Annotated in this window: 24 protein-coding genes and 1 tRNA gene; 14 read left to right on the top strand and 11 right to left on the bottom strand. The window is 60.6% G+C overall.

Features of this window, described 5'->3' with window-relative positions; translation table 11 throughout:
- The first annotated feature begins 7 nt into the window (after positions 1-7).
- From wecB to ACQZ6J_RS22930, 3 genes are all read left to right on the top strand, one after another.
- A complete protein-coding gene (wecB, locus tag ACQZ6J_RS22940; RefSeq protein ID WP_449085731.1) occupies positions 8-1,108 on the top strand; it encodes a non-hydrolyzing UDP-N-acetylglucosamine 2-epimerase in 1,101 nt (366 codons plus the stop codon).
- Positions 1,108-2,220 carry a hypothetical protein gene (locus ACQZ6J_RS22935; protein ID WP_449085730.1) on the top strand — a complete coding sequence of 371 codons (1,113 nt, stop codon included), beginning with the start codon at positions 1,108-1,110 and terminating at the stop codon, positions 2,218-2,220. Before wecB ends, ACQZ6J_RS22935 begins: the two co-directional genes overlap by 1 nt.
- A 67-nt stretch (positions 2,221-2,287) precedes the next feature.
- Positions 2,288-3,118 carry a glycosyltransferase family 2 protein gene (locus ACQZ6J_RS22930; RefSeq protein ID WP_449085729.1) on the top strand — a complete coding sequence of 277 codons (831 nt, stop codon included), beginning with the start codon at positions 2,288-2,290 and terminating at the stop codon, positions 3,116-3,118.
- A 203-nt stretch (positions 3,119-3,321) separates the two neighbouring features.
- Here the strand turns inward: ACQZ6J_RS22930 and rfbC are convergent, their stop codons facing one another.
- The 7 genes from rfbC to ACQZ6J_RS22895 all read right to left on the bottom strand — a co-directional run bounded on the left by rfbC (position 3,322) and on the right by ACQZ6J_RS22895 (position 8,691).
- On the bottom strand, positions 3,322-3,870 hold the full coding sequence (rfbC, locus tag ACQZ6J_RS22925; RefSeq protein ID WP_449085728.1) for a dTDP-4-dehydrorhamnose 3,5-epimerase: 549 nt from the start codon (positions 3,868-3,870) through the stop codon (positions 3,322-3,324).
- A 60-nt stretch (positions 3,871-3,930) separates the two neighbouring features.
- Positions 3,931-4,818: a glucose-1-phosphate thymidylyltransferase RfbA gene (rfbA, locus tag ACQZ6J_RS22920; protein ID WP_449085727.1), complete on the bottom strand. Its 888-nt coding sequence runs from the start codon at positions 4,816-4,818 to the stop codon at positions 3,931-3,933.
- Between the two features lie 82 nt (positions 4,819-4,900).
- Entirely contained in the window at positions 4,901-5,803 is a 903-nt protein-coding gene (gene rfbD, locus ACQZ6J_RS22915; protein WP_449085726.1) for a dTDP-4-dehydrorhamnose reductase, read from the bottom strand.
- Complete coding sequence (gene rfbB, locus ACQZ6J_RS22910) at positions 5,800-6,867, bottom strand: dTDP-glucose 4,6-dehydratase (protein WP_449085725.1); 1,068 nt, start codon at positions 6,865-6,867, stop codon at positions 5,800-5,802. The genes rfbD and rfbB overlap by 4 nt, the downstream gene beginning before the upstream one ends.
- A gap of 324 nt (positions 6,868-7,191) precedes the next feature.
- Positions 7,192-7,265: transfer RNA gene (locus ACQZ6J_RS22905), tRNA-Gln, on the bottom strand.
- A gap of 237 nt (positions 7,266-7,502) precedes the next feature.
- Positions 7,503-8,138: an NrsF family protein gene (locus ACQZ6J_RS22900; protein WP_449085724.1), complete on the bottom strand. Its 636-nt coding sequence runs from the start codon at positions 8,136-8,138 to the stop codon at positions 7,503-7,505.
- Positions 8,125-8,691, bottom strand: a complete 567-nt coding sequence (locus ACQZ6J_RS22895) for a sigma-70 family RNA polymerase sigma factor (RefSeq protein WP_163987295.1) — start codon at positions 8,689-8,691, stop codon at positions 8,125-8,127. Before ACQZ6J_RS22895 ends, ACQZ6J_RS22900 begins: the two co-directional genes overlap by 14 nt.
- A 303-nt stretch (positions 8,692-8,994) precedes the next feature.
- Here ACQZ6J_RS22895 and ACQZ6J_RS22890 point away from each other — a divergent pair, with 303 nt between their 5' ends.
- The 6 genes from ACQZ6J_RS22890 to ACQZ6J_RS22865 all read left to right on the top strand — a co-directional run bounded on the left by ACQZ6J_RS22890 (position 8,995) and on the right by ACQZ6J_RS22865 (position 13,179).
- Positions 8,995-9,261: a BufA1 family periplasmic bufferin-type metallophore gene (locus tag ACQZ6J_RS22890; protein WP_163987296.1), complete on the top strand. Its 267-nt coding sequence runs from the start codon at positions 8,995-8,997 to the stop codon at positions 9,259-9,261.
- 46 nt (positions 9,262-9,307) lie between these two features.
- Positions 9,308-9,592: a BufA1 family periplasmic bufferin-type metallophore gene (locus tag ACQZ6J_RS22885; RefSeq protein ID WP_163987297.1), complete on the top strand. Its 285-nt coding sequence runs from the start codon at positions 9,308-9,310 to the stop codon at positions 9,590-9,592.
- Positions 9,593-9,678: 86 nt separating this feature from the next.
- Positions 9,679-10,530, top strand: a complete 852-nt coding sequence (gene bufB, locus ACQZ6J_RS22880) for an MNIO family bufferin maturase (RefSeq protein ID WP_449085723.1) — start codon at positions 9,679-9,681, stop codon at positions 10,528-10,530.
- A gap of 10 nt (positions 10,531-10,540) precedes the next feature.
- Positions 10,541-11,296 carry an HvfC/BufC N-terminal domain-containing protein gene (locus tag ACQZ6J_RS22875; RefSeq protein WP_449085722.1) on the top strand — a complete coding sequence of 252 codons (756 nt, stop codon included), beginning with the start codon at positions 10,541-10,543 and terminating at the stop codon, positions 11,294-11,296.
- 18 nt (positions 11,297-11,314) lie between these two features.
- Complete coding sequence (locus tag ACQZ6J_RS22870) at positions 11,315-11,800, top strand: DoxX family protein (protein ID WP_449085721.1); 486 nt, start codon at positions 11,315-11,317, stop codon at positions 11,798-11,800.
- 455 nt (positions 11,801-12,255) lie between these two features.
- A complete protein-coding gene (locus ACQZ6J_RS22865) occupies positions 12,256-13,179 on the top strand; it encodes a DUF1003 domain-containing protein (RefSeq protein ID WP_163987301.1) in 924 nt (307 codons plus the stop codon).
- Between the two features lie 140 nt (positions 13,180-13,319).
- Here the strand turns inward: ACQZ6J_RS22865 and ACQZ6J_RS22860 are convergent, their stop codons facing one another.
- Entirely contained in the window at positions 13,320-14,501 is a 1,182-nt protein-coding gene (locus ACQZ6J_RS22860) for a TCR/Tet family MFS transporter (protein ID WP_449085720.1), read from the bottom strand.
- 75 nt (positions 14,502-14,576) lie between these two features.
- On the opposite strand from ACQZ6J_RS22860, the gene ACQZ6J_RS22855 reads away from it, so the two are divergent.
- Positions 14,577-15,182: a TetR/AcrR family transcriptional regulator C-terminal domain-containing protein gene (locus ACQZ6J_RS22855; RefSeq protein ID WP_449085719.1), complete on the top strand. Its 606-nt coding sequence runs from the start codon at positions 14,577-14,579 to the stop codon at positions 15,180-15,182.
- A 36-nt stretch (positions 15,183-15,218) separates the two neighbouring features.
- On the opposite strand, the gene ACQZ6J_RS22850 is transcribed toward ACQZ6J_RS22855, so the two are convergent.
- Positions 15,219-16,004: a flavin reductase family protein gene (locus tag ACQZ6J_RS22850; protein WP_449085718.1), complete on the bottom strand. Its 786-nt coding sequence runs from the start codon at positions 16,002-16,004 to the stop codon at positions 15,219-15,221.
- 34 nt (positions 16,005-16,038) lie between these two features.
- Entirely contained in the window at positions 16,039-17,409 is a 1,371-nt protein-coding gene (locus ACQZ6J_RS22845; protein ID WP_163987304.1) for a GGDEF domain-containing protein, read from the bottom strand.
- A 530-nt stretch (positions 17,410-17,939) separates the two neighbouring features.
- On the opposite strand from ACQZ6J_RS22845, the gene ACQZ6J_RS22840 reads away from it, so the two are divergent.
- The 3 genes from ACQZ6J_RS22840 to ACQZ6J_RS22830 are packed head-to-tail and all read left to right on the top strand — an operon-like array spanning position 17,940 to position 21,694.
- Positions 17,940-19,010: an ABC transporter ATP-binding protein gene (locus ACQZ6J_RS22840; RefSeq protein WP_449085717.1), complete on the top strand. Its 1,071-nt coding sequence runs from the start codon at positions 17,940-17,942 to the stop codon at positions 19,008-19,010.
- 32 nt (positions 19,011-19,042) lie between these two features.
- Positions 19,043-20,002: an ABC transporter substrate-binding protein gene (locus ACQZ6J_RS22835; protein WP_449085716.1), complete on the top strand. Its 960-nt coding sequence runs from the start codon at positions 19,043-19,045 to the stop codon at positions 20,000-20,002.
- A 12-nt stretch (positions 20,003-20,014) separates the two neighbouring features.
- Positions 20,015-21,694: an ABC transporter permease gene (locus ACQZ6J_RS22830; RefSeq protein WP_449085715.1), complete on the top strand. Its 1,680-nt coding sequence runs from the start codon at positions 20,015-20,017 to the stop codon at positions 21,692-21,694.
- A gap of 37 nt (positions 21,695-21,731) precedes the next feature.
- Here the strand turns inward: ACQZ6J_RS22830 and ACQZ6J_RS22825 are convergent, their stop codons facing one another.
- The gene (locus tag ACQZ6J_RS22825; RefSeq protein WP_449085714.1) at positions 21,732-22,193 is read right to left on the bottom strand and encodes a winged helix-turn-helix transcriptional regulator; all 462 of its coding nucleotides are present in this window, start codon (positions 22,191-22,193) and stop codon (positions 21,732-21,734) included.
- 156 nt (positions 22,194-22,349) lie between these two features.
- On the opposite strand from ACQZ6J_RS22825, the gene ACQZ6J_RS22820 reads away from it, so the two are divergent.
- Positions 22,350-23,270: an alpha/beta fold hydrolase gene (locus ACQZ6J_RS22820; protein WP_449085713.1), complete on the top strand. Its 921-nt coding sequence runs from the start codon at positions 22,350-22,352 to the stop codon at positions 23,268-23,270.
- Positions 23,271-23,293: the final 23 nt, after the last annotated feature.

Raw genomic sequence — 23,293 nt, 5'->3', positions numbered from 1 at the left:
GGTTCCTATGAAGAAGAAAGTCGTCTGTGTCGTCGGTACGCGGCCTGAAGCTATCAAGATGGCTCCGGTTATCCTCGCGCTGAAGCAAGAGGCCTGGTCGGATGTGAAAGTTCTGGCAACGGCACAGCATCGGCAAATGCTCGATCAGGTTTTGGATTTCTTCGGCATAAAACCCGATATCGATCTGGACATCATGCGGCCGAACCAGACACTGGCGGGGCTGACGGCTCGTCTCCTTCTGGCCATTGACGAAGTTCTTGAATCGGAAAAGCCCGATGTCGTCCTCGTCCAGGGGGATACGACAACGGTGATGACCGTCGCCCTGGCTTGCTTCTACCGACGCATTCCGATCGGACATGTCGAAGCGGGCCTGCGCACCTGGGATATCCAGAATCCTTTTCCCGAAGAGGCGAATCGCGTCATCGCGGGCAAACTGGCCAAGTGGCATTTTGCGCCAACCGAAGGTTCCCGGCAGAATCTCCTCAAGGAAGGCGTTGCGGAAAGCGATGTGCTCGTGACCGGCAATACCGTCATCGATGCACTGCTCATGACGGCAGCAAAGCCGCTGGAAATGACGGTCACCCTCGATGACAGCAAGCGACTGGTGATGGTGACGTCTCATCGGCGCGAAAACTTCGGAAAGCCGTTCCGAGACATCTGTGCGGCGCTGAAAACCCTGGCGGAGCGCAATCCGGACGTTCAATTCCTCTATCCGGTTCATCCCAATCCGAACGTCAAGGACGTCGCCTACGAGGTTTTGGGGGATGTTCCCAATTTCATCCTGTGTGAACCTCTGGACTATGCGCCTTTCGTGGCTGCGATGAAGCGGGCTTATCTTATTCTGACGGATTCGGGCGGCGTTCAGGAAGAAGCGCCGGCGCTCGGGAAGCCGGTTCTGGTCCTGAGGGACGAAACCGAGCGGCCGGAGGCTGTCGAACAGGGTGTCGTGAAGCTCGTCGGACCGAACTACAACAAGATCGTGCACGAAGCGCAACGGCTGCTGGATGACGCCAACGCATATGGTGAGATGGCGCGAGGCGTATCACCCTACGGCGATGGTCTCGCATCCAATCGTATCGCCGAAACACTGCGGAAGTTTTTCTCTTGATGCGCCTGGTCTACCTGTCGCCGGTACCTTGGGCGAGCTTCGCCCAAAGGCCGCACAAGTTTGCCGAGTGGTTTCACGCTCGTACCGGTGGACAGGTTCTCTGGATCGACCCTTATCCGACGCGTCTTCCCAAGATGGTCGATTTCAAGCGTCGCGCCGCCCCCCAGACAAATAGACCCACAGACCTGCATTCCTGGATAAATGTCATTAGACCGGCGGCGATGCCGATCGAACCCCTGCCGGCGCTGTCCTCACTCAACAGGCTGCTGTGGGCGCCGATATTCTCCCAGGTTAAGGACTTCGTGCAAGATAGCGACACGCTCGTCGCCGTGGGAAAGCCAAGTCTGTTGGCAAATCTTCTGGTCGCACAGCATCCGCATGTGCCGTCTCTATACGATGCCATGGACGAGTTTCCCGCTTTCTACAGCGGCCTCTCGAAAGCCGTGATGACGAGGCGCGAAATAAGCCTTGTCAGGAAATGCCGCCACCTTTGGGTCAGCAGCACGCGGCTGCGACAGCAGTGGAGCAAAATACGCCCCGACCTCAAGTTCGTTCCGAATGGACTTGAGCCGGCTGTGTTTACCGGCCGTTCCAAGACAGTAAACGCAGAACGCAGAAAGATTTTCGGCTACATCGGCACCATCGCAAAATGGTTCGATTGGGACTGGGTCATTAAGCTCGCAACTACGCGACCGGACGATATCGTAAGGTTGATCGGACCTTTGTTTGTGCCTGCGCCGGAGTCGCTTCCCGCCAATATCCAACTTCTGCCTCCATGCGCTCATGAAGAGGCTATGCGCGCCATGGCGGATTTCGATGTCGGCATCATCCCGTTTAAGCGCAGCCCGCTGACTGCTTCGGTGGATCCGATCAAGTACTACGAGTATCGCGCGCTGGCGCTCCCGGTCATTTCGACGGATTTCGGCGAGATGTCATTGCGGCGCGAAGCCGAGGGTACATTTATCAGCCGCGGTCTCGATGATATCGAGGAACTGGCAAGAGGCGCCCTGTTGCATCAGGACTCGCAGGAGTTCGCGCCCGCGTTCATCACCGCGAATAGCTGGTCCCAACGGTTCGACAGTGCGGAATTAATCGCCTCCAACCGTTCATAGGAAGACGGCTCTTCCTATATATCGCGGACAATCTTGCTTTGAGAGTTGCCAGCAGACCGGCTTAACAATGACCGATTTCACTCAAAATCAGCATCAGGATAAAGCGACGCTTCTTTCCGTCTGCATCGTCACCTATAGCCCGGAGTTTGCCGTTCTCGGCGCAACTCTCGAAAGTCTGAGGGTTGCAATCGCTCGGCTTAATGGCAACCATGCGGCCGTAACGATCGTCGACAACTCGCCGGAGGATTCCCTTTCCGGCTGGTTGGCTGATCATTTCCGCGATCTTTCCGTTCGCCTGTTGAGCGGACACGGAAATGTCGGCTTTGCGCGCGCGAACAACATGGCGATGGATGATGTCGGCGATCTTCACCTCATACTCAATCCGGATGTCGTTCTGAGCCCCGACAGTCTCGCAAACGCGGTGGATTTCCTGAAGCAGCACCCTGACTGCGGGCTGGTGACCCCTCTGGCCGTGGGAACAGATGGCACGCGCCAATATCTGTGCAAGCGGTATCCCGCTCTCTTCGATCTCGCATTAAGGGGGTTTGGGCCAAAAAGCTTGCGCCGGCTTTTCAAGAAGCGGCTTGACCATTACCAGATGGCGGACATATCCGACGACGGCGTATTCTGGGACCCGCCGATCATCAGCGGATGCTTCATGCTCTTCCGTGGCGAGATTTTCCGGAAACTTTCCGGTTTCGATCCCAGCTATTTTCTCTATTTCGAGGATTTCGACCTGTCTTTGCGCGCGGGCGGCGTGACGCGCATAGCCTTCCTTCCGACGGTTAAAATCGTCCACGGCGGCGGGGACGCGGCGCGCAAGGGCCTCTGGCACATCAGGCAATTCGTTCGCTCGGGATATACCTTCTATCGGAAATTCGGCCTGAAGCTGCTTTGACGCAATATGGTGGCGAACGTCATTCGTCCCGGCAGCTCTTCCGAGATACTCCGACTGCCGTCTGGCAGAAGGCCGATGATATCCGACACCGGTCGTAGATCGATATCCCGTTCAGCCGGGAGCGGTTCCGGACGGAAAACCGCTGCACACTTTTCCTGGAATTTCTCTAAGCTCTGAACAGTTTGCCCGGGACGGACGCCGCTTCAGGCGAACGTTTCGGCATCGGCGAGCAAGGGCTGGCGCTGGTCCTTCGGCGAGAGAGTCGGCTGCCCTGTGAGGTTCCAGTCGATGCCGATGCGTGGGTCGTCCCAGCGAATACCGCGGTCGCTCTCCGGGGCGTAGTAGTTGGTGGTCTTGTACAGGAACTCGACATGATCGCTCAATGTCAGGAAACCATGGGCAAATCCCTCCGGAATCCACAGCTGGCGCTTGTTGTCGGCCGAGAGAAGAACGCCGACCCATTGTCCGAATGTCGGCGAGGATTGTCTGATGTCGACGGCGACATCATAGACTTCGCCGACGACGACGCGCACCAGCTTGGCCTGGGCATTTGGCGGCAGCTGATAGTGCAGGCCGCGCAGGACGCCCCTTCCCGACCGGCTATGATTGTCCTGCACGAAATCGACGCTTTTGCCGACCGCTGCCTCGAACTTCGCCTTGCTGAAGCTTTCGAAGAAAAAACCTCGGTCATCTGCAAACACCGCGGGCTCGATGATCTTGACGTCGGCAATGGCGGTATCGATGGCTTTCATTCGTCTTCCTGCTCGGATGATTCATATGGAAAGGCGGCGGCGCGGGCGCGCCGTAGCGGCTTAGAATACCTTTTCGCGCAACATGCCCAGAAGATATTGCCCGTAAGCGTTCTTCTTGAGGGGATCCGCCAATGTCTCGACCTGCGATGCGCTGATCCAGCCGCCGCGATAGGCAATCTCCTCGGGGCAGGCAACTTTCAGGCCTTGCCGGTTCTCGATCGTGGCGATGTAGTGGCTCGCCTCCAGCATCGATTCATGCGTGCCGGTATCGAGCCAGGCATAGCCGCGGCCCATGGTCTGCACATCCAGTTGCCCGGCTTCGAGATAATGCGTGTTGACGTCGGTGATCTCCAGCTCGCCGCGCGGCGAGGGCCGGATGGACTTTGCGACGTCAACGACACTCTCGTCGTAGAAATAAAGGCCGGTCACCGCATAGTTGCTCTTCGGCAGCTTCGGCTTTTCCTCCAGGCTGATTGCCCGGCCCTGGCCATCGAACTCGACCACGCCATATCGATGCGGATCCTGCACATGATAGGCAAAGACGGTCGCGCCGGCCTCCTTCCCGTTCGCCTCGTGGAGCAATCGGGTAAAGTCGTGCCCGTAGAAGATATTGTCTCCCAGCACCAGGGCCGACGGCGCGCCATCGAGGAACGCTTCGCCGATCAGGAATGCCTGGGCAAGCCCATCCGGGCTCGGCTGGATCGCATATTCAAGCCTGATCCCCCATTGGCTGCCGTCGCCAAGCAGCTGCTCGAAGCGAGGCGTGTCCTGCGGTGTCGAGATGATCAGGATCTCGCGGATACCCGCCAGCATCAAGGTCGTCAGCGGATAGTAGATCATCGGCTTGTCGTAGATCGGCAGGAGCTGCTTGCTGACCGCAAGCGTCACCGGATAAAGCCGTGTTCCCGATCCACCGGCGAGTATGATCCCTTTGCGTGCTTTCGTCATGGTCCAGCGCCTCGTCTTCAATCCATCTATGTCTGGCCGCTTCGCAAGGGAGGTTCGGGTCTTTACGGAACCCGCAACGCTCTCAATTCGACGCAGGCTGCAATCTTTCAACGACGTCGCTGACGCCCTCCTGCCACGCGGGAAGGACGATACCGAAGCGATCCATCAGCTTTGTGCAATCCAGCCTTGAATTGGCCGGGCGCTTGGCAGGCGTCGGGTATTCCGATGTCGATATTGGCTTGAGCGCATCAAGGGAAAGCGCAAGCTTGAAGTTTCCTGCCGATGCCTGGCGAACGATATGGGCGGCATAACCATACCACGACGTGCTGCCCTGCGCGGTGAGATGATAGGTTCCCGAAAGATCGTCCGGCCCATCCGAACCTGTCAAGCGTTCGATCACCGTGCGCGTCACATCGGCGATCAGAGCCGCCGAGGTCGGCGCGCCTACCTGGTCGGCGACGACATTCAGCGCGCTTCGCTCCTGCGCCAATCGAAGAATGGTCTTCAGGAAATTGCTGCCGTGATGGCCGTAGACCCAGCTCGTCCGCAAAATGGCGTGACGCGCGCCGGATGCGCGCACCGCCTCTTCGCCCCGCCACTTGCTTTCGCCGTAGACGGATTGCGGGTTGACTGCGTCCTCTTCCACATAGGGAACGGCCTTCGTGCCGTCGAAGACATAGTCGGTCGAGTAGTGGATGAGCCAGGCGCCGCTTTCCGCAGCCCAGCGCGCCATGATGCCGGGTGCGGCGGCATTGACCGCCATCGCCAGCTCGGCATCGCTCTCGGCACGATCCACTGCCGTATAGGCGGCAGGGTTCACAATGATATGCGGCCTGTGTTCCCGAAGGGCGGCAAGAATGCTTGCTTCGCTGGCGAGATCCATCTCCGCACGCGTCAGCGCGACAACGGTTCCCAATGGCGCAAGCGAGCGCTGCAGCTCGAAACCGACCTGCCCATTGGCACCGGTCACGAGAATCGCGCTCACAGCTCGACCTCGTATTGCTTGCCGACCCATTCGCGGTAGGCGCCGCTGGTGACGTTGCGCACCCAGTCCTGGTTTTGCAGATACCATTCGATCGTCTTGCGGATGCCGGTCTCGAACGTCTCCCGCGGCTTCCAGCCGAGTTCGCGCTCAAGCTTGCGTGCATCGATCGCATAGCGGCGATCATGGCCGGGCCGGTCCTTGACGAAGGTGATCTGATCGCCGTAGCGGCCGCCATCGGCCTTCGGCCTGAGTTCGTCGAGGATCGCGCAGATGGTATGCACGACATCGAGATTGGGCTTCTCGTTCCAGCCGCCGACATTGTAGGTCTCGCCGACCGCGCCGGCTTCCAGCACGCGGCGAATAGCGCTGCAATGGTCGCGGACATAGAGCCAGTCGCGAATCTGCTGTCCGTCGCCGTAGATCGGCAGGCTCTTGCCCGAAAGCGCATTCAGGATCACCAGCGGGATCAGCTTTTCCGGAAAATGATAAGGTCCGTAATTGTTGCTGCAGTTCGTCGTCAGCACCGGCAGGCCATAGGTGTGGTGCCAGGCGCGGACCAGGTGGTCGGACGCCGCCTTGCTGGCGGAATAAGGGCTGTTCGGCTCATAGCGGTTGAGCTCGTTGAACGGCGCATCGTCCTTGGACAAGGTGCCGTAGACCTCGTCCGTCGAGACATGAAGAAAGCGGAAGGCCTGCTTCTCGCCCTCGGGCAGACCGTCCCAGTAGCCACGCACCGATTCCAGCAGATTGAAGGTGCCGACGATATTCGTCTGAATGAAATCGCCAGGCCCGTGGATGGAACGGTCGACATGGCTCTCGGCCGCGAAATTGATCACCGCGCGCGGCCTGTGCATCGACAGCAGATCGCCCACCAGCTCACAATCGCCGATGTCGCCATGTGTAAAGACATGACGATTGTTGCCCTTCAGCCCCTTCAGCGTATCCAGATTGCCGGCATAGGTCAGCTTGTCGAGATTGACGATCGTTTCCTCTTGCAGTTCAAGCCAGTCGAGGACGAAATTCCCGCCAATGAAACCGGCGCCACCAGAAACCAAAATCGTCATTTAAAGCCCATTTCCACCGTGCCTTATCAACTGCGACGGTTCCACTCACGACAAGCCGATCTCACAACAGCAAGAAGAATCTTACCTCGCAGAGATCCCATGAAATAAAGGAGATATTTCCCGAGTACCTGAATTGTACAAACCAAATAGCCCGAGATACCCCCGAACACAACACAGTAGGCCATACATGGGCGAAGATCGCAATCTTCCCGCGAAACTTCATTTTCAGAAAACACGACAGAGAAGCAAAACCAGATCTCCGCGCAACGAACACGTCGCGGCAGAGCCGGCAAACAATCAACGAATTCAGTGAAAAAGCGGGATTGGCTGGGGAACCTGGACTCGAACCAAGATTAACGGAGTCAGAGTCCGTCGTTCTACCATTGAACTATTCCCCATCGACCGCTGGACATTGTATGTCCGGCGGGGAAAGCATGGCCTCTATAATCGAATTTTCCGCGGATGCAAACACTTTAACGCGGGCAGACGCAATTTTTTGGAGGATCGGCACGGCAAGCGACGGTAGCCCCGAAGTTCGGTGTTTGCGGCGGATATTCCAGACCTTACCGTCATTGCCGTTCCAAAGCCCGATCGAGGAAAGCCCCTCTCCTGCTCGGCGGATGCGGCAGCCGCTTTCACCAGCGCAGAATGCGCTTGCCCAAGACGTATCCCACGGCTGTCACCAGGGCAATCGCGATCGGATACCAGAGCAGCACGAAAAGCGGGCTGTCATCCGTGCAGTTGGAGGCATAGAAGGTCGCGGCGATGCCGCTGGCGGCAAGCCCGGCGACGGCGCCGGCCACGCCCGGCTTTTCCGGCGCGCTATAGCGCAGCGCCAGAAGAAAGCAGGCAAGGGGGCCAATCGACAGTAGCGGAATGAGCGTCAGGCAGAAACGGGCATTATGCCCGATCATCCGCGCACTCCAGCTGTCGGACGGCATGACGGCCATTTCGACGGCAGCGGCCGCAAGCAGCAAGAGAGGTGCCGCCAGGAGCGCCCAGCCCCATACGCGCAACGACATGCCCGGCCGGCCGATGCGAAAGACGACGGCGCAGGCCGTCACGGCAAGCGCGATCGTCACGACGAACTTGAACAGGAAGCGTATGGTTTGCATTGCGGTGTCTATGTCGGCACGAAAGCCGATCATGGCGAAGAACAGACCGCCGCTGATCAGGATGCCCGCGACGACCGCAATGGTCAGGGCCTTGCCGATCCGCATGCGGACCGGCGCGTCCTGCGCCAGAAGATTGATGAGGTCATCGGTTTTCACTGGTTTCACTCCGATAGAGGGCCGCAAGCGCCTTCAGCGCGCGATGCAACGCCACACGCACCGCCCCTTCCGTCATCTTCAGCCGGTCCGCCGTCTCCCGCACGCTGCTTCCCTCGACGGAAATCGAGCGCACGATCGTTTTCTGCGGGTCCTTCAACTGTTCCAACATACGATCGACATCGAACCGATCCATGGAGTCGGTATGCTCTTCCGCCTCGAGAAAATCGATCACGTCATCGATCGGCACACTCACATGTCTCCCACGCCGGCGCAGGCTGTCGATCAGCTTGTTGCGCACGATCGTCGACAGCCAGGGTCCGATCGGGCGCGATGAATCCCATGTGCCGCGCTTCAGATGGATAGCCAGCAGCACTTCCTGAACCACATCCTCGGCCTCGCTCACGGGCGCACCCAGCTGATCGCAGCGCCTTCGCGCCATGGTGCGCAGATGCGGCGTTACCGCGGACAGGAAACGGTGGTAGGCCTGCGCATCGCCGCTGATGGCGGCGCGCATCCAGACTGCCCATTCCTCTTCGCGCGCCGAATGATTCATCCGACATCTCCTCTACGCGGGACCGCAGGAATTCGTTACCGGCAACGGCACTTATTTTTCAAGCCCTTTCTCCTTCCCCGAGGTTATCGAATTCAGGCGCCTTTCGCCCGTGCATGTGTCAGGCGCATATCTTGCCATGCCGGTATATGCAAAAGCCGGATAACCTATCCAGGCCGATAGCCGGCACAGTAAGGTTGAAGCCGTCTCGAAAAATTTCCGATACGGCTGTAACATCTGCCCGCGACGCTCCGTAGACCTTGATGCAAGCCAATGACGGCTCGCATCCATTGAGGAGACAGATCCATGAAGAACAGCATCATCACTCTGGCTATCGCGGGCTCGATCGCATCGGCACTGGCATCCATCGCCGTTCCGGCATCGGCGGCCGACTCCAAGGAAAAATGCTACGGCGTTGCCCTCAAGGGCCAGAACGATTGCGCCGCCGGCAAGCATGATTGCGCCGGCAAGTCGACGATGAACTACGACAAGATGTCCTTCAAGCTCGTTCCCACCGGCAGCTGCGTCTCCATGAAGACCCCGAAGGGCCATGGCTCGCTGACCCCGGCGTGATCGGAAATCGGACCAACGGTCAACCACCTGTGGTAAGGAGTTTCTCATGAGCAAGATGTCCGCACTCGCCTTGGCCGCATCGGTCGCAACCGCGGTGACGCTGGTCGCCGGCGCAACGACCGCCTCGGCCGCAGACGCCAAGGAAAAATGCTACGGCATCGCCCTCAAGGGCCAGAACGATTGCGCCGCCGGCCCCGGCACGACCTGCGCCGGCACATCGAAGGTCGATTATCAGCGCAACTCGTGGAAGCTGGTTCCCGGCGGGACCTGTGAAGCGATCAAGACGCCGAACGGTCACGGCACCCTTGCACAGGGTCCGGCACCGGTCTGACAAGGCAGCGCAAACGCGTGGGCGGCGCATCTTCTCACAGGCGCCGCCCGCCTCCCGAACGGAACATTCTACCCCGGAGGCCCGCAATGAAACCGTCAGAACTTCCCCGTCGCGCCGGCGTCGGCTTCAAGCCCGAGCATTTCGCCGCGATCGATGCCGCCAGCCAGCCGATCGGCTTCTTCGAGGTCCATGCGGAGAACTATATGGGTGCCGGCGGCCCGCCGCATGCCCAGCTCGGCAGGCTTCGCCGGGACTACGCCCTCTCCATCCACGGCGTCGGCCTTTCCATCGGCTCGATGCAGCCGTTGGATACGGACCATCTTGCCCGCCTGAAGATCGTCTGCGACCGCTACGAGCCCGAAAGCTTTTCGGAGCACCTGGCCTGGTCGAGCCACGACACGACCTTTCTCAACGATCTGCTGCCCCTGCCCTACACCGAGGCGACCCTCGCGCAGGTCTGCGCCCATGTCGATCAGGTCCAGACGCTGCTTGGCCGCCGGATGCTGCTGGAGAATCCGGCTACCTATCTGCTCTTCGAGGAAAGCACGATAGAGGAAACGGATTTTCTGGCCGAAGTCGCCAGGCGCACGGGCTGCGGCCTGCTGCTCGACGTCAACAACGTCTTTGTTGCCGCCACCAACCATCGCATGGATCCCGGCGCCTATCTCAAGCGCTTTCCGGTGCAATGGGTGCGCGAAATCCATCTGAGCGGCCATTCGGAAACCATCGACGATTCAGGCGCGCCGCTCCTGATCGACAGCCACGATACGCCGGTGAAAGATCCCGTCTGGGAGCTTTACGAGGAGCTCATCGGCCGCACGGGGCCGATCGCCAGCCTGGTCGAATGGGACAACGACGTGCCGGAATGGCCTGTCCTGAGGGCCGAGGCCGAGGCTGCCGACGCCATCCTGAAACGCGCCGCGCGCCGGGCGGCCTGAGGAGGAGACGATGTCTCTCGCCACTCAAAACGAATTCGCCGCAGCGCTCGTCGATCCCGGCTTGGCCGTGCCCGAAGGGTTGACGGCCTGGAACGGCCCCCGGCCCGAGCGGCGCTTCGCCGTGTATCGCAACAATGTCGCCGTCGGCCTGATCGGTGCGCTCACCTCGCGTTTTCCGGCGGCACAGAGGATCGTCGGGGAGGAATTCTTCGCCGCCATGGCGCATGAATTCATCGGGCTGCATCCGCCGCGATCGCCGCTGCTGCTTGCCTATGGCGATGATTTCCCGGACTTCGTGGAGGCTTTCGAGCCGGCGCGGGAAATCGCCTATCTGCCCGATGTCATGAGATTGGAGGCAGCCCGGGGTCGGGCCTATCACGCCGCCGATGCAATGCCGCTTGATGCCGCTCTGCTGGCGAGCGTCGAACCGGCGGGGCTGGCCGAGCTGGGCCTGGTGCCGCATCCCTCCGCCTCCGTGCTGCGCTCCGCCTACCCGGCCGTCACCATCTGGGCGATGAATACCGGTGAAATCGAGCTCGGCGATATTGCCGACTGGACGGCCGAGGATGCCCTCGTCGTTCGCCCGCAGATGATCGTCGAGGTCCATCGCCTGCCGCCAGGCGGCGCGACCTTTCTGGAGCGACTATTTTCCGGCGACGATCTTGGCCGCGCCTTCGAGGCTGCTCTTGCCGAAGCCGCGGATTTCGATCTTTCCGCCAACCTCGCCGGCGCGTTCACGGCGGGTGCTTTCATGGCCATCCGCTGAACGCCAAGGAGACCCGACATGCAGGACCAGATGATGACGGCCGCTTCGGCCGAACGCGAAACCGTGCCGCAAAGGCTCTATGGCGCCCTGAAACTTCTCGACGGCATTCCGCACGATCTGATCGCGCTTGTCGCGCGGCTGTCGATTGCCGCCGTCTTCTGGCAATCGGGCCAGACCAAGGTCGATGGCTGGCACGTCACCGACAATGCCGTCTATCTCTTCCAGACGGAATATAAGCTGCCGCTGGTCGATCCCTGGATCGCCGCCCATATTGCCGCCTTCAGCGAACATTTCTTTCCCTTCTTGCTCGTCATCGGCCTCGCGAGCCGGCTTTCCGCGCTGGCGCTTCTCGGCATGACGCTGGTGATCGAGATCTTCGTCTATCCCGATGCCTGGCCGACACACGGCACATGGGCGACCTGCTTTCTGGTGATCATCGCCGGCGGACCCGGGCGGATCGCGCTCGACCACCTGATCGCCAGATGGTTCGTCCGCGCATCCTAGGGCCGCGGGGGGAGAGCGCCGAATTCGAACGGCGCTCCGACATAGAGGCTATCCTTTCCGCACATCTGCAAAATCCGCGACAGTAGGCCCGCCGTCCTGTTGTCGCGGTGTAATCGTTTGAAACTTTGATATTTATTCGCGCTATTAAATATATACTGAGACACGGTAGACGGATGTCTCCCAACGTCGATCAAGAGGGCGAGCGATCAACGCGATTGAAGCGAAACGGTCGTCTGCAGGCTTGAACGATCCGACTGACACAAAGAGATTCTGGAACAGTGCATTTCATTTGCCGTTGCTTAGGATAAAGGCGCTAAAAATCCAGAGGCGCGGATGGAAGAACGAAGATTGCGGACGCCTAGCGGCGGCTGCGATTCCGATAGTCTTCTAACAGTCATATTCCTGTTCGCATTATTGGTTAGATGAGCGAAAAACGTCAAAGAAAGCCCCCTTATATGACAGAAGCGAAAACCTTTGATCCGGCGGAAGGCATAGTCGATTTCGATGCGGGCGAGGGCGAAACCCCGACCGTGGTCGAGATGGACGACTATACCAAGAGCCTCGCTCAGGCGAAGGCCAAGTCCGTCAAGCTTATCGACGCCATCACCGGGCAGGTGCTGAAGAAAAAAGATGCGGTCCACGTCGATGACCTTCGCCCCTCGCTGGCGGATTTCATGCGGCTGAAGCATCCCGAACTTCGCGCCGACGACTATATCAGCCGCAAGGTCATGGACGATTATCGCGCCCAGTATATCGCCGAGCTTCTGACCGACGAGCGCGGCGAGCTTTCAACCCTCGAAGACGAGGTGGTCGAGAGCCTGAAGACGCATGATACGCTCGCCGAGAATATTGAAGAGGATTATGAGGATCACCGCTCCATCGGCGACCGGATGGCCGACGGGGTCGCGATATTCGGCGGCAGCTGGACCTTCATCATCTCCTTCTGTCTGTTTCTCGCAGTCTGGATGGCCATCAATCTCCTGATGGGCGAGAGGCAGGCCTTCGACGCCTATCCGTTCATCCTTCTCAATCTGGTCCTCTCGACCATCGCGGCACTGCAGGCGCCGATCATCATGATGAGCCAGCGCCGCCAGGAAGAGAAAGATCGCCTGCGCGCCCTCAACGACTACAAGGTCAACCTGAAGGCCGAATTGGAAATCCGCCATCTGCATGAAAAGGTCGACCATCTCCTCAATCGCCAATGGGAGCGGCTGACCGAGATCCAGCAGATCCAGATCGAGATGATGCTGGAACAGGCCAAGGCCGCCACGCGCGCGATCAAGGCCAACAAGGCGGCGAAGGCAAAGACCGGGGCACTGAAGAGCCTGTTCAGCAAGGTCAAGGACCCCGATCCGGATCCGGACGAATCCTTGAACTGACCCGCGGGTAAGGCGCGATGCCATGGCCCTCGGCCACGGCATCGCCGCATCGTCGGCCATCCAGCGAGCATCTATCGATCACCCCGCCGAGCATTCTTAACGGCGAACCGTCTTGCAGAGAGACAACGCCTTCAGGAGATTCATGCGCCCGCTGCCCGCCGCCTGTTTGCGAGCAGAACCAGCATGCATATGAGCAGCAGCGAAGCGCCGAGAACCCACACTAGCCCCGGAAACACCTCTCTCGACGCGAAATAGATCTCGCTGATCGCCAGCGGTGCTATCATCGAGGCGAGGCTCGTCAGGCTGCCCAGCACACCCTGCAGGCGCCCCTGCTCGTCCGCATCCACCCGTTTTGTCATCAGGGACAGCAGCGCGGGCTGACCGATCCCCCCGAGGCAGAAGAGGGGAAACAGCAGGAAGGCGACGAAGCCGCGCGTGGCAAAAGCAATCGCAATATAGGCCATGCTGTCGCAGATCATTGCGACGACGAGCGCGCTGCGCTCACCCCAGCGTTCGCTCAACGGGCCGGCGACGAAAGCCTGGGCCAAGGCGTGGAAAAAGCCGAAACCGGCGAGAGACAGGCCGACGGTCGCGGTATCCCAGCTGAACTTGTCCTGACCGTAGAGCACCCAGACGGTGCCGCCGACCTCGCCGACGATGCTGAGGACGATGAAGATCGACAGCAGCGGCAGCAACGCCGGAAAGGCACCGATCCAGCGCAACGGCGCCAGCGGATGAAATGCGGCCGGGTCGATCCGCTCCGGCTTTACCGTCCGCGTCTCTGGCAGCACGAGCAGCGTGACGATGAAATTCACCATCACAAGCAGCGCAGCGGCAACGAACGGCGCCCGCACGGAAATCGTGCCCAGCATCCCGCCGACGACCGGCCCGAGAATGAAGCCGACGCCGAAACACGCGCTGAGAAGCCCGAAGGCGCGCGTGCGCCGCTCGGGTGGGGTGATATCGGTGAGGCAGGCGGTCGCCACGGCGGCATTGGCCGCCGTCAGGCCGGCGATACCCCGTCCGAGGAACAGCCACCAGAAGCCCGGCGCCCACGCCATGAAGGCATAGTCGATCATGCCGCCCGCCAGTGAAACGAGCAGCACCGGCCTGCGGCCATAGCGATCGCTCAGCGTCCCGAGGATGGGTGAGGCCAGAAACTGCAACGCGGCATAGAGCGACAGGAACGCGCCATAGCGCCAGCTGAGATCCGTCGTATGCGCGACGCTGCGGAGAAGCTCCGGCAGGATCGGCATGACCAGGCCCGTGCCGGCAGCATCGAGAACGACGACAGCCAGAATCGTCCAAAGCATCTTGTTCATAGCAGAAAACTTATCGTTGATAAGGAACTTTATCGGCGATAAATTATCTGCGGGAGACTGTCAATCGGAGACGCAATGAAAATCGATCGGGATCAGATCGTCGATGCGGCGCTGACCATCTTGAACGAGGTCGGTATCGACAAGTTGTCGACGCGGCTGATCGCGCAACGCCTCGGGGTTCAGCAGCCGGCGCTCTACTGGCATTTCAAGGGCAAGCAAGCCTTGCTGGCGGCCATGAACACCGAAATGCTGAAACGAAGCCATACCCGCAACATGCCCTTGGCTGGGGAGAGCTGGCAGGAATTCCTGCGCGCCAATGCCCGCAGCTTCCGCTCTGCCTTGCTGGCCTGGCGCGACGGCGCGCGCGTTCACGCGGGAACGGAAGCTGATCCCTCGCATCTCGACGCTATCGAATCTCAGCTTGAATGCTTGCTCGCCGCCGGCTTCGATCCCGGAAGAGCTCTGGAAATTCAGATTGCGATTGGCCGCTATGTGGTGGGATGCGTGCTCGAAGAACAGGCGGATGGCGCCGATCCTTCGGACCAAGCCGCGCTCGACGCTGCGGCTGAACGCCATCCCAATCTTGCCAGAGCCCTGGCATTCTACCGCGCCAGCGGTCACGAGGCCCTTTTTGAAGCTGGCCTGGAGCTGCTGATCGGCGGCGCTGGAGCCGCCGGATGACGTGGCGTTCGCTGCGGCGGCTTTATCCGGACTGCATCATCTTTCGGCCTTGAAGGTACGGCCGAGATCCGGTCCCGTACCGAAGTAATGTCGAAACACGTATAGCAGCGGGCTCCAGCGACTTGTGTCGATATGGTTGGTGCCGGCGATCACGATATCCCTGTGCGCGTGAACGCGAACGACCTTCGCTTCGACGATCCAGAATGCCTCCGGACGCTCCAAGGGCCATTCCGCACCGGGAGAATGCGCCGCCACGACCTCCGCTTCGAATTGAATCGGGCATTCGGCGATACGCGGCGGCCGAACGAGATCGGCTGCCTGAGGTGTCAGGCCCGCCACGTCGAATTTGTCGGCCTCGAAACGATAGCCGTTTTTCTCCTTATGCGGAGGAACCGGGTCGCGACCGGTTGTCGGAGCGATCGCCTCGATCTTCGGCCACAGGTCCGGCGACGGAAAATTCAACACCAGCTGCCGCTCGCGCATGAGATTTTCCCGGCCCTTGCTTGTCGATGTCAAACCCAGAACCATACGGTCGAAGAGGCTCCAGACGGAGGGCATGGGAGAAATATTCGTCGTGCCGTCAGAATTGAGGCTCGTAATCAGCGCCACGGGCGTACCGACATAGAGCACGCTGGGCTTGATCTCGATGTGTTCGTGGTCGCCTTCACCTGCAGCTAATTCGGTCTTGTTCGTCAACATCGCAAACTCTCCTCTGAGAGTTCCAGTGTAGTCGATCGGAACCCGCAACAGTTCGGCAACGAACGAACTGTTGCGGCGGCGCTCGAAACGATCGGCGTCAGCCAGCCGTACGCTGCCGGGCATGAGGTCAAGCCCGGCGATGCTCCCCTCATCTTCGTCAGGATTCCGGCGCCAGCGTCACCCTGTTCCGGCCGCCTTCCTTTGCCTCGTACACGGCCTTGTCGGCACGCGCGAGGATGCGCTCGTAGTCGAGCTCGCCCTTGAAGGCGGCAACGCCGATGCTGGCGGTGACGGCAAATTTGCCGCCATCGGCAAGCGGGATCGACAGTTTCGCTATTTCCGAGCGGATCTTCTCGGCAACCTGGAGGCCCATCGCCTCGTCGCACTCGACAAGCACGATCAGCATCTCCTCGCCGCCATAGCGGAAGACGAAATCGGTCTGGCGAACGGTTTCGGTGATCGCGGCAGCGACGGACCTGAGCGCCAGGTCGCCGACCTTGTGGCCATGCGTGTCGTTGATGGTCTTGAAGTGATCGATATCCAGCAGCAAGACGCAGAAGCCGGCGGCGGCGGACACCTTCTGCAGCTGTATCTCACGCATCATCACGGACGGCATGAACCGGCGCGTCAGCAGCTGCGTCAAGGGATCGCGGCCGCTTTCAACCTCGATATGCGCCTCGAAGATACTGTTCAGCAGGAACTTTATCGCAGACAGCTCCTCTTCGATCCTCCCCGCGGCATCGCTGATCTGCGACCTGTCGCCAAAGCTGACGCGCTCCAGCGCCGGGACGAGCTCATTGTCGATGCGGTTGACGAGCTGCTTGATGAGTTCGAGTTTCGGCTGGCGCTCGAACAGAATATGCGCCTTGTGGTTCAACCACAGGCCGAACTCGCTTTTCCAGAGCCGAGGGAGCTCGCTGGAAGCGGCGTTCTGATAAAAGGCGGCCAGGATACCGTGGCCCCATTCCATCAGCGCGGCCCTTTGCCGTTCCCGTTCCATCCCGAGGTTCTGGCCCAGCAGGTGCAGGCGATAGGCTTCGTTCACCCGCGCATTGGAAGCGACGCCCTTCTGATAGCTGGCTTCGCGGACTTCCAGGGCAATATCGAACAGCCCGATGACGAAGGTCATCGCATCGACAAGCTGCTGCCGGGAGACATCGGCCTCGGCCAGATGCCGTAAAAACCAGAGCTTGATCTTGCGGATCGACCGCGAGACGGCGTGCGGAGGAAAACCGATGCGCGCCATCGTGTCGCCCAGGCTATCCTGCTCGGAGAAAAATATCTCGCCCGAAGTGGCATTCGGATCGACGAGCTTCTTCATCCATTCCAGGAACCGGTCGGTGAATGCGGTCAGGTTGGTGCTCTCCCCGATCAGGGATGCCAGGTCCGGATCTCCTTCCAGATAGGCTCTATAACGCTGCTTCAACTCGTCTTCATAGTCATGGACGATCGAATAGACGATCTGGTGCGTTTCCGTCGACGTCTGCTCGACGAGACTGTTCCATTCCCGCGCGATACGTTCAGGCATTACGGTGCTTTCTCGGCTCAAAGATCGATTCCCTGATGTTGTGCCATTCGATCGGCCCCCTGCCCTTGAGACCGGAGTTCCGAAGCACACTCATCGCAACGAATTCTACCTCCGTCTCGAAGCCGCAAAGGAGTTCAAGAATCGACGGGCAAGATAACCTGCCGCCGGATTTCCACCCGAGCAATTCGATTGCAGATCGAAGCGAACTGGAATTGAACAACCGAGTCGGGTCGCTCAATAACCCATTGAAGGGAAGAGTAAACCCCTTTAGTCATACTAAATGGGAATGGCTGTATTGCCGATCTAATCGATCAAAAGCTTATTATTAGTAAAATAGCGGTCATCGAAGGCCGCTATGGTCTGCGATCAACTTGCGCAGGCCGCGGATGTATCTGTCCTCCTTTGCGCGATGATTGTCGTGCCATCCGCCTCCATCGCGGCATGCAGTAAATTCGTCACACCATTGTCACGCAGTTGTCATGCGGCGCCTCTACTCAGGCTTGTAGTTTTTCGAAACGCTGAATTTTTAGATGACAAGTGACGCAAACCGAATCCAGGCTGCCGTTTCGGCAACGGGATTGGAACTTCATTACGACAAGACGATCGTTCTGGGCGGTATCGATCTGTCGCTTGCCAGGGGACAGACGCTCGCGCTGCTCGGCCCGTCCGGCTGCGGCAAGACGACCCTTCTGCGTCTGGTCGCCGGCCTTCTCGCTCCGACCAGGGGCAGGATCAGCATTTCCGGTCAGGTGGTTGCCGATGCGGCGACGGGGACTTTTGTGCCGCCGGAGAAGCGCAATCTCGGCATGGTCTTTCAGGATTATGCCCTCTGGCCGCACCTGACGGTCGGCGGCAACGTCTCCTTTCCGCTCGAAATGCGCGGCGTCCCGAAGGCGGAACGCGAAAAGCGCACTATGCGGGCGCTGGAACGCGTCGGCCTTGCCGCCCTTGCGCAGCGACGCCCGAGCGATCTTTCAGGCGGCCAGCAGCAGCGTGTCGCGATTGCCCGCGCCATCGTCGCCGAGCCGCAGCTGATCCTGTTCGACGAGCCGCTCTCCAACCTCGATCGCGAACTGCGCGAAAACATGGTCGGCGAGCTTGCCGCGCTCATCGCCACGCTCGGCCTGACGGCGATCTACGTCACGCACGATCACAGCGAAGCCCTGACGCTGGCCGACGAAGTCGCCATCATGCGGTCAGGCGAAATTGCCCAGCTCGCCTCGCCGGATATCCTGATCGAAAGCCCGGCCTCGCCCGAGGTCGCCGAGTTCCTGCGGCTCGGCAGCACGGCCGACCTGGAATGGCGCGACAATGGCTGGCGGCTGGCGGGAAGCCCGCATGTGCTGTCGGAGGCGGCGCGGCCCGGCCAGCAGAAAGCCAGAATTCTCATCCCCACGCGCGCCATTTCGCTTGGCGAGACCGCATGGCCGAATCTGCCGGCGACAGCCCTGCGTTCGCATTTCCGGGGAGACGGCCATCTCGTCACCGCCGTGCCGCACGGCACGAACGGCGTCGAGCTTCAGGTTCTGAGCCCGGTCAAAATTCGCCCCGGAGAGCAGATCGGTCTTTCGGTCGATGCCAACAGCATCCTGTGGTTCTAGCAGGACCATCACGAAGCCATAGAGAGGAAATCATGTTTAAATCGTTGAAAACAATAGCAATTGTTGCGCTATCGACCGCCCTGCTGGGCGGCGTCGCCCATGCCGATATCACCGTCTACACCGCCGGCCCGCAGAACCTCATCGACAAGCTTTCCGCCGGCTTCACCGCCCAGACCGGCATCAAGGTCAATGTCTTTCAGGCAACGACCGGCAAGGTCATGGCCCGCATCGAGGCCGAAGCCGCCAATCCGGCCGTCGACGTGCTAATCTCGGCATCCTGGGATACGGCGACCGATTTCGCCAAGCGCGGCTGGCTGGTTTCCTATACCAGCCCGAACGCTGAAAAGGTTCCGGCATTCCTGAAGTCGGACACCGCGGTCGCCCAGGGCATTTCGGCTCTCGGCATCGCCTGGAACACCAAGAGCGGCACGCCTGAGCCAAAGGAATGGGCCGATCTCGCCAAGCCCGAGTTCAAGGATCTCGTCAATATTCCCGATCCCGCCCAGTCCGGCTCCTCTTTCGAACTGACGGCAGCCCTCGCCGGCAAGGATAATTACAAGCTCTTCAAGGATCTCAAGGACAACGGCGCCATCATCGCCGGCGCCAATGCCGAAGCGCTGAACCCGGTGCTGCAGGGCGCCAAGGCCGCCGTCTTCGGCGCGGTCGACTACATCACCTTGGCCGCCAAGGCCAAGGGCGAAAGCATCGACGTCATCTTCCCGCAGTCCGGCACCGTCATCGCGCCGCGCCCGGTCATGATCCTGAACTGGTCCAAGCATCAGGAAGAAGCCAAGAAGTTCGTCGACTACATGCTGTCCGATGAAGGGCAGAAGCTCGTCGCCGACACGTATCTGATGCCGGCCCGCTCCGATATCCCCGCTTCGCGTCCGCTGATGAGCGATCTGAAGCTGCTCGATTACGACGTCAACGCCGTCTACGGCAAGCGCAAGGAAATCCTGAAGCAGATCGGCGATCTGTTCGGCGGCAAGTAAGGCTTCATGAGAATGAGTGCGAAGGGAACAGGCGCTCCGATGCCGGCAGCTTGGCTCGCAGCCCTGGGGCTGGTCATCATCGTCGCCTTTCCTTTCGTCGCCGTCGTGCTGCAGGCGGTCTTTCCCTCTCTGGGGCAAGGCTCGTTTGCAGCGCCCTTCTCGGCCATCGGCAAAACGCTGGCCGACGAAGCGCTGATCGGCATGACGGCGAATACGATCATTCTTGGCTGCGCCGTCGTTTTCGCCTCGGCACTGATCGCAATCCCCTTGGGCGTGCTGCGCGCGCTTTATCGCATTCCCTTCGCGCCGCTATGGGACGTGCTGCTGCTGACGCCGTTCATGATCCCGCCCTATATCGCCACGCTCGGCTGGATCATGACGCTGCAGCCGCGCGGCTATCTCCAGCAGATCGCCGGTTTCAATTTGGCCCCAACCCTCTTCTCGCTCGCAGGCATGACCGTGGTCATGACCTTCAACACCTTTCCGGTCGTCTATTTCGCCGTCTCGCGCACAGTCGAGGCCGTGGGCGCCCGCTATGCCGATGTCGGCCGCGTCTTCGGCGCCTCGCCGGCACGCGCCTTCTGGCGCATCACGCTGCCGCTGTCCGCCCCCGGCCTTGCCGCCAGCCTGCTGCTGGTGTTCGCCGCCGCGATCGAGGAATACGGCACACCGGCAGCACTCGGCCGCCGCGCCGGTTTCCAGGTTCTCGTGACGGGTATCGACACGCGCATCGGCGATTGGCCGATCGATCTGCCGGGTGCGGCCGTCCTGTCGCTGACCCTCGTCGTCATCTCGCTGATCGCCTTCCTCATCCAGCGCCGGATCCTGTCGCGACGCTCCTACCAGACGGTGAGCGGCAAGCCGCAGAACAAGGACAAGCGCCCACTCGGAGCAATGACGGCACCGGTCCTGCTGGCCTTCGGCATCGTCTCCTTCCTTGCGACCGGCGTGCCCATGCTTGCGATCCTCGCAACCGCCCTCTCGAAAACGATCTCGCGCGGCCTCGTCATCGACAATCTCGGCCTCGACAATTTCGCAGCCGTCTTCGGCAACAGCGCCGGCGCCCTCGCCGCCCTTGGCAATAGCCTGGCGCTCGGCGTCGGCACCGCCGTCATCACCGGCCTGATCGGCGTTGCGGCCGCCTATACCGTCGTGAAGACGAAAATGCGCGGCCGCATGCTGATCGACATCATGACCGTGCTGCCCAATGCCCTGCCCGGCATCGTCGTCGCCGTCGGCCTGATTCTCGTCTGGAACATGCCCGGCCTGCCGTTCACGCCCTACAATACCGCCCTCATCCTGCTGCTCGCCTATTGCTGCATCCTGCTGCCGCAGACGGCGCGCTATTCGTCCGCCGCCTTCCAGCAGATCGGCGACAACCTCGAGGCCGCCGCCCGCGTTTCCGGCGCCGGCACGCTGACGGTCTTCCGCCGCATCCTGCTGCCGCTGGTGCTGCCAAGCTTGGCATCGGCCATGCTGCTCGTCTTCGCGCTCGCCTCGCGCGAACTCGTCGCCTCGATCGTTCTCGCGCCCGTCGGCATGCAGACCATCGCCACCTTCATCTGGCGGCAATTCGAGCAGGGCTCCATCGGCCTCGGCATGGCCATGGCCTTCGTGACCATCATCCTGACGACGCTGATCCCGCTTCTCTTTCTTGCGCTCCTGCGCCGAAGCGGTCTGGTCGCCGAATAAGCAGCGAACGACGCCCGCCGGGACTTTGCCGGCTAACTTATCTGCTCCCGTTTTCCGGCGGCGCCACGACCACCGTGTCCTCCGCCATCAGCATGCGCCCATCCTGGGCATGCAGCTCCAGCCGCCGCACCGGTTGATTGGTCTTCCGGTCGACCAGCATCACATGCGGCTCATCCGGCTGGAAGAAGAAATCCTCGCCCCATTGGCGAAGCGCGACCAGCAGCGGAAACAGGCCGAGCCCCTTCTGGGTCAGCACATATTCCTGATAGGGGCTGCCGTCCGATGCCGGCACGGTATCGAGGATGCCGTGAGCGACGAGATTGCGCAGCCGGGCCGAAAGGATGTTCTTGGCAAGGCCGAGACTCTTCTGAAATTCTCCGAAACGGCGCAGGCCATCGAAGGCATCGCGGACGATCAGCAGCGACCACCAGTCGCCGATCGCATCCAGCGGCCGCGCAACCCCGCACAGGGAATCCTTGTGGCTTACTCTCTTGGCCATCCGACCTGCCCTCGCTTCCTTCCGATCTTTGCCGGCGCCTCATCCCACCGTGAACAAGTGCCCGCCGAGCCGGCTCAACATAGCGGTTGCAAATTAAAACCACAAGAACTACAGAAATCATGGTTTCAAATTAAAACCACATATGGAGAGCAACCTATGATTCCTTCGGATGCGACATTCGCCGGCACCTTTCCCTTCGCGCCGCATTTCACGGAAGCACCGGGTTTCCGGATGCATTACGTCGATGAAGGACCGCGTGATGGCGAGGTCGTCCTCTGCCTGCACGGCGAGCCGACCTGGGGCTATCTGTTTCGCCATCTCATTTCGACATTGAGCCGCACATACCGCGTCGTCGTTCCCGACCATATGGGCTTCGGCAAGAGCGAAACGCCCGCCGGCCGCAGCTATTGGCTGCAGGACCATGTCGCAAATCTCGAAGCCTTCGTGCTCGCGCTCGACCTTACCGGCATCACCCTTGTCATGCATGATTTCGGCGGCCCCGTCGGCATGGGCTTTGCCGCCCGCCACCCCGATCGCATCCGCCGTATCGTCTCGGCCAACGGGCCGACACCCTTCGGCCAGCCAGACCTCTTCGACCGGCTGGTGGCGAACGCAGCCGTATCGCCGTGGTTCCAATGGATCGCCAGGGCCGCGGCAGACGGCACACTTGAGCCCGTGCTCGGCAATCTCGGCTTCAACATTCTCAGCACGCTCAAGCTCAACGGCTTCGAGAACAACGCCATCATCACCGACACCTGGATCGATGCCTACGGCGCTCCCTTCGCAACGCAGGCCGATTGTCTCGGCGCGCTCGGCTGGGCCGGGGGCTTTGCAATCGACGCCCATCGCTTCGAAACACCCACCCCGGCGGCCGACCGCACCATCCGCGGCAAGCCGGCTCTGGCAATATGGGGCGAGGCGGACAGGACGCTCCATGCCGGGCATTTCCTGCCGCTCTTCTCCGCCATCTTCCCCTCCGGCCACATCGAGCGGCTTGCGGGCGTCGGACACTATTGTCTCGAAGATGCCCCGGATGCGATCTCGGAGCTGATCTCCGATTTTCTTCGGCGGACCTGAGCCCCGCATTCTGCAACAAGACC

This window comes from Rhizobium sp. A37_96 (genome assembly GCF_053521765.1).
Note: the sequence above shows the minus strand (reverse complement) of the source record. Positions and strands in the feature narration are given on the sequence as shown.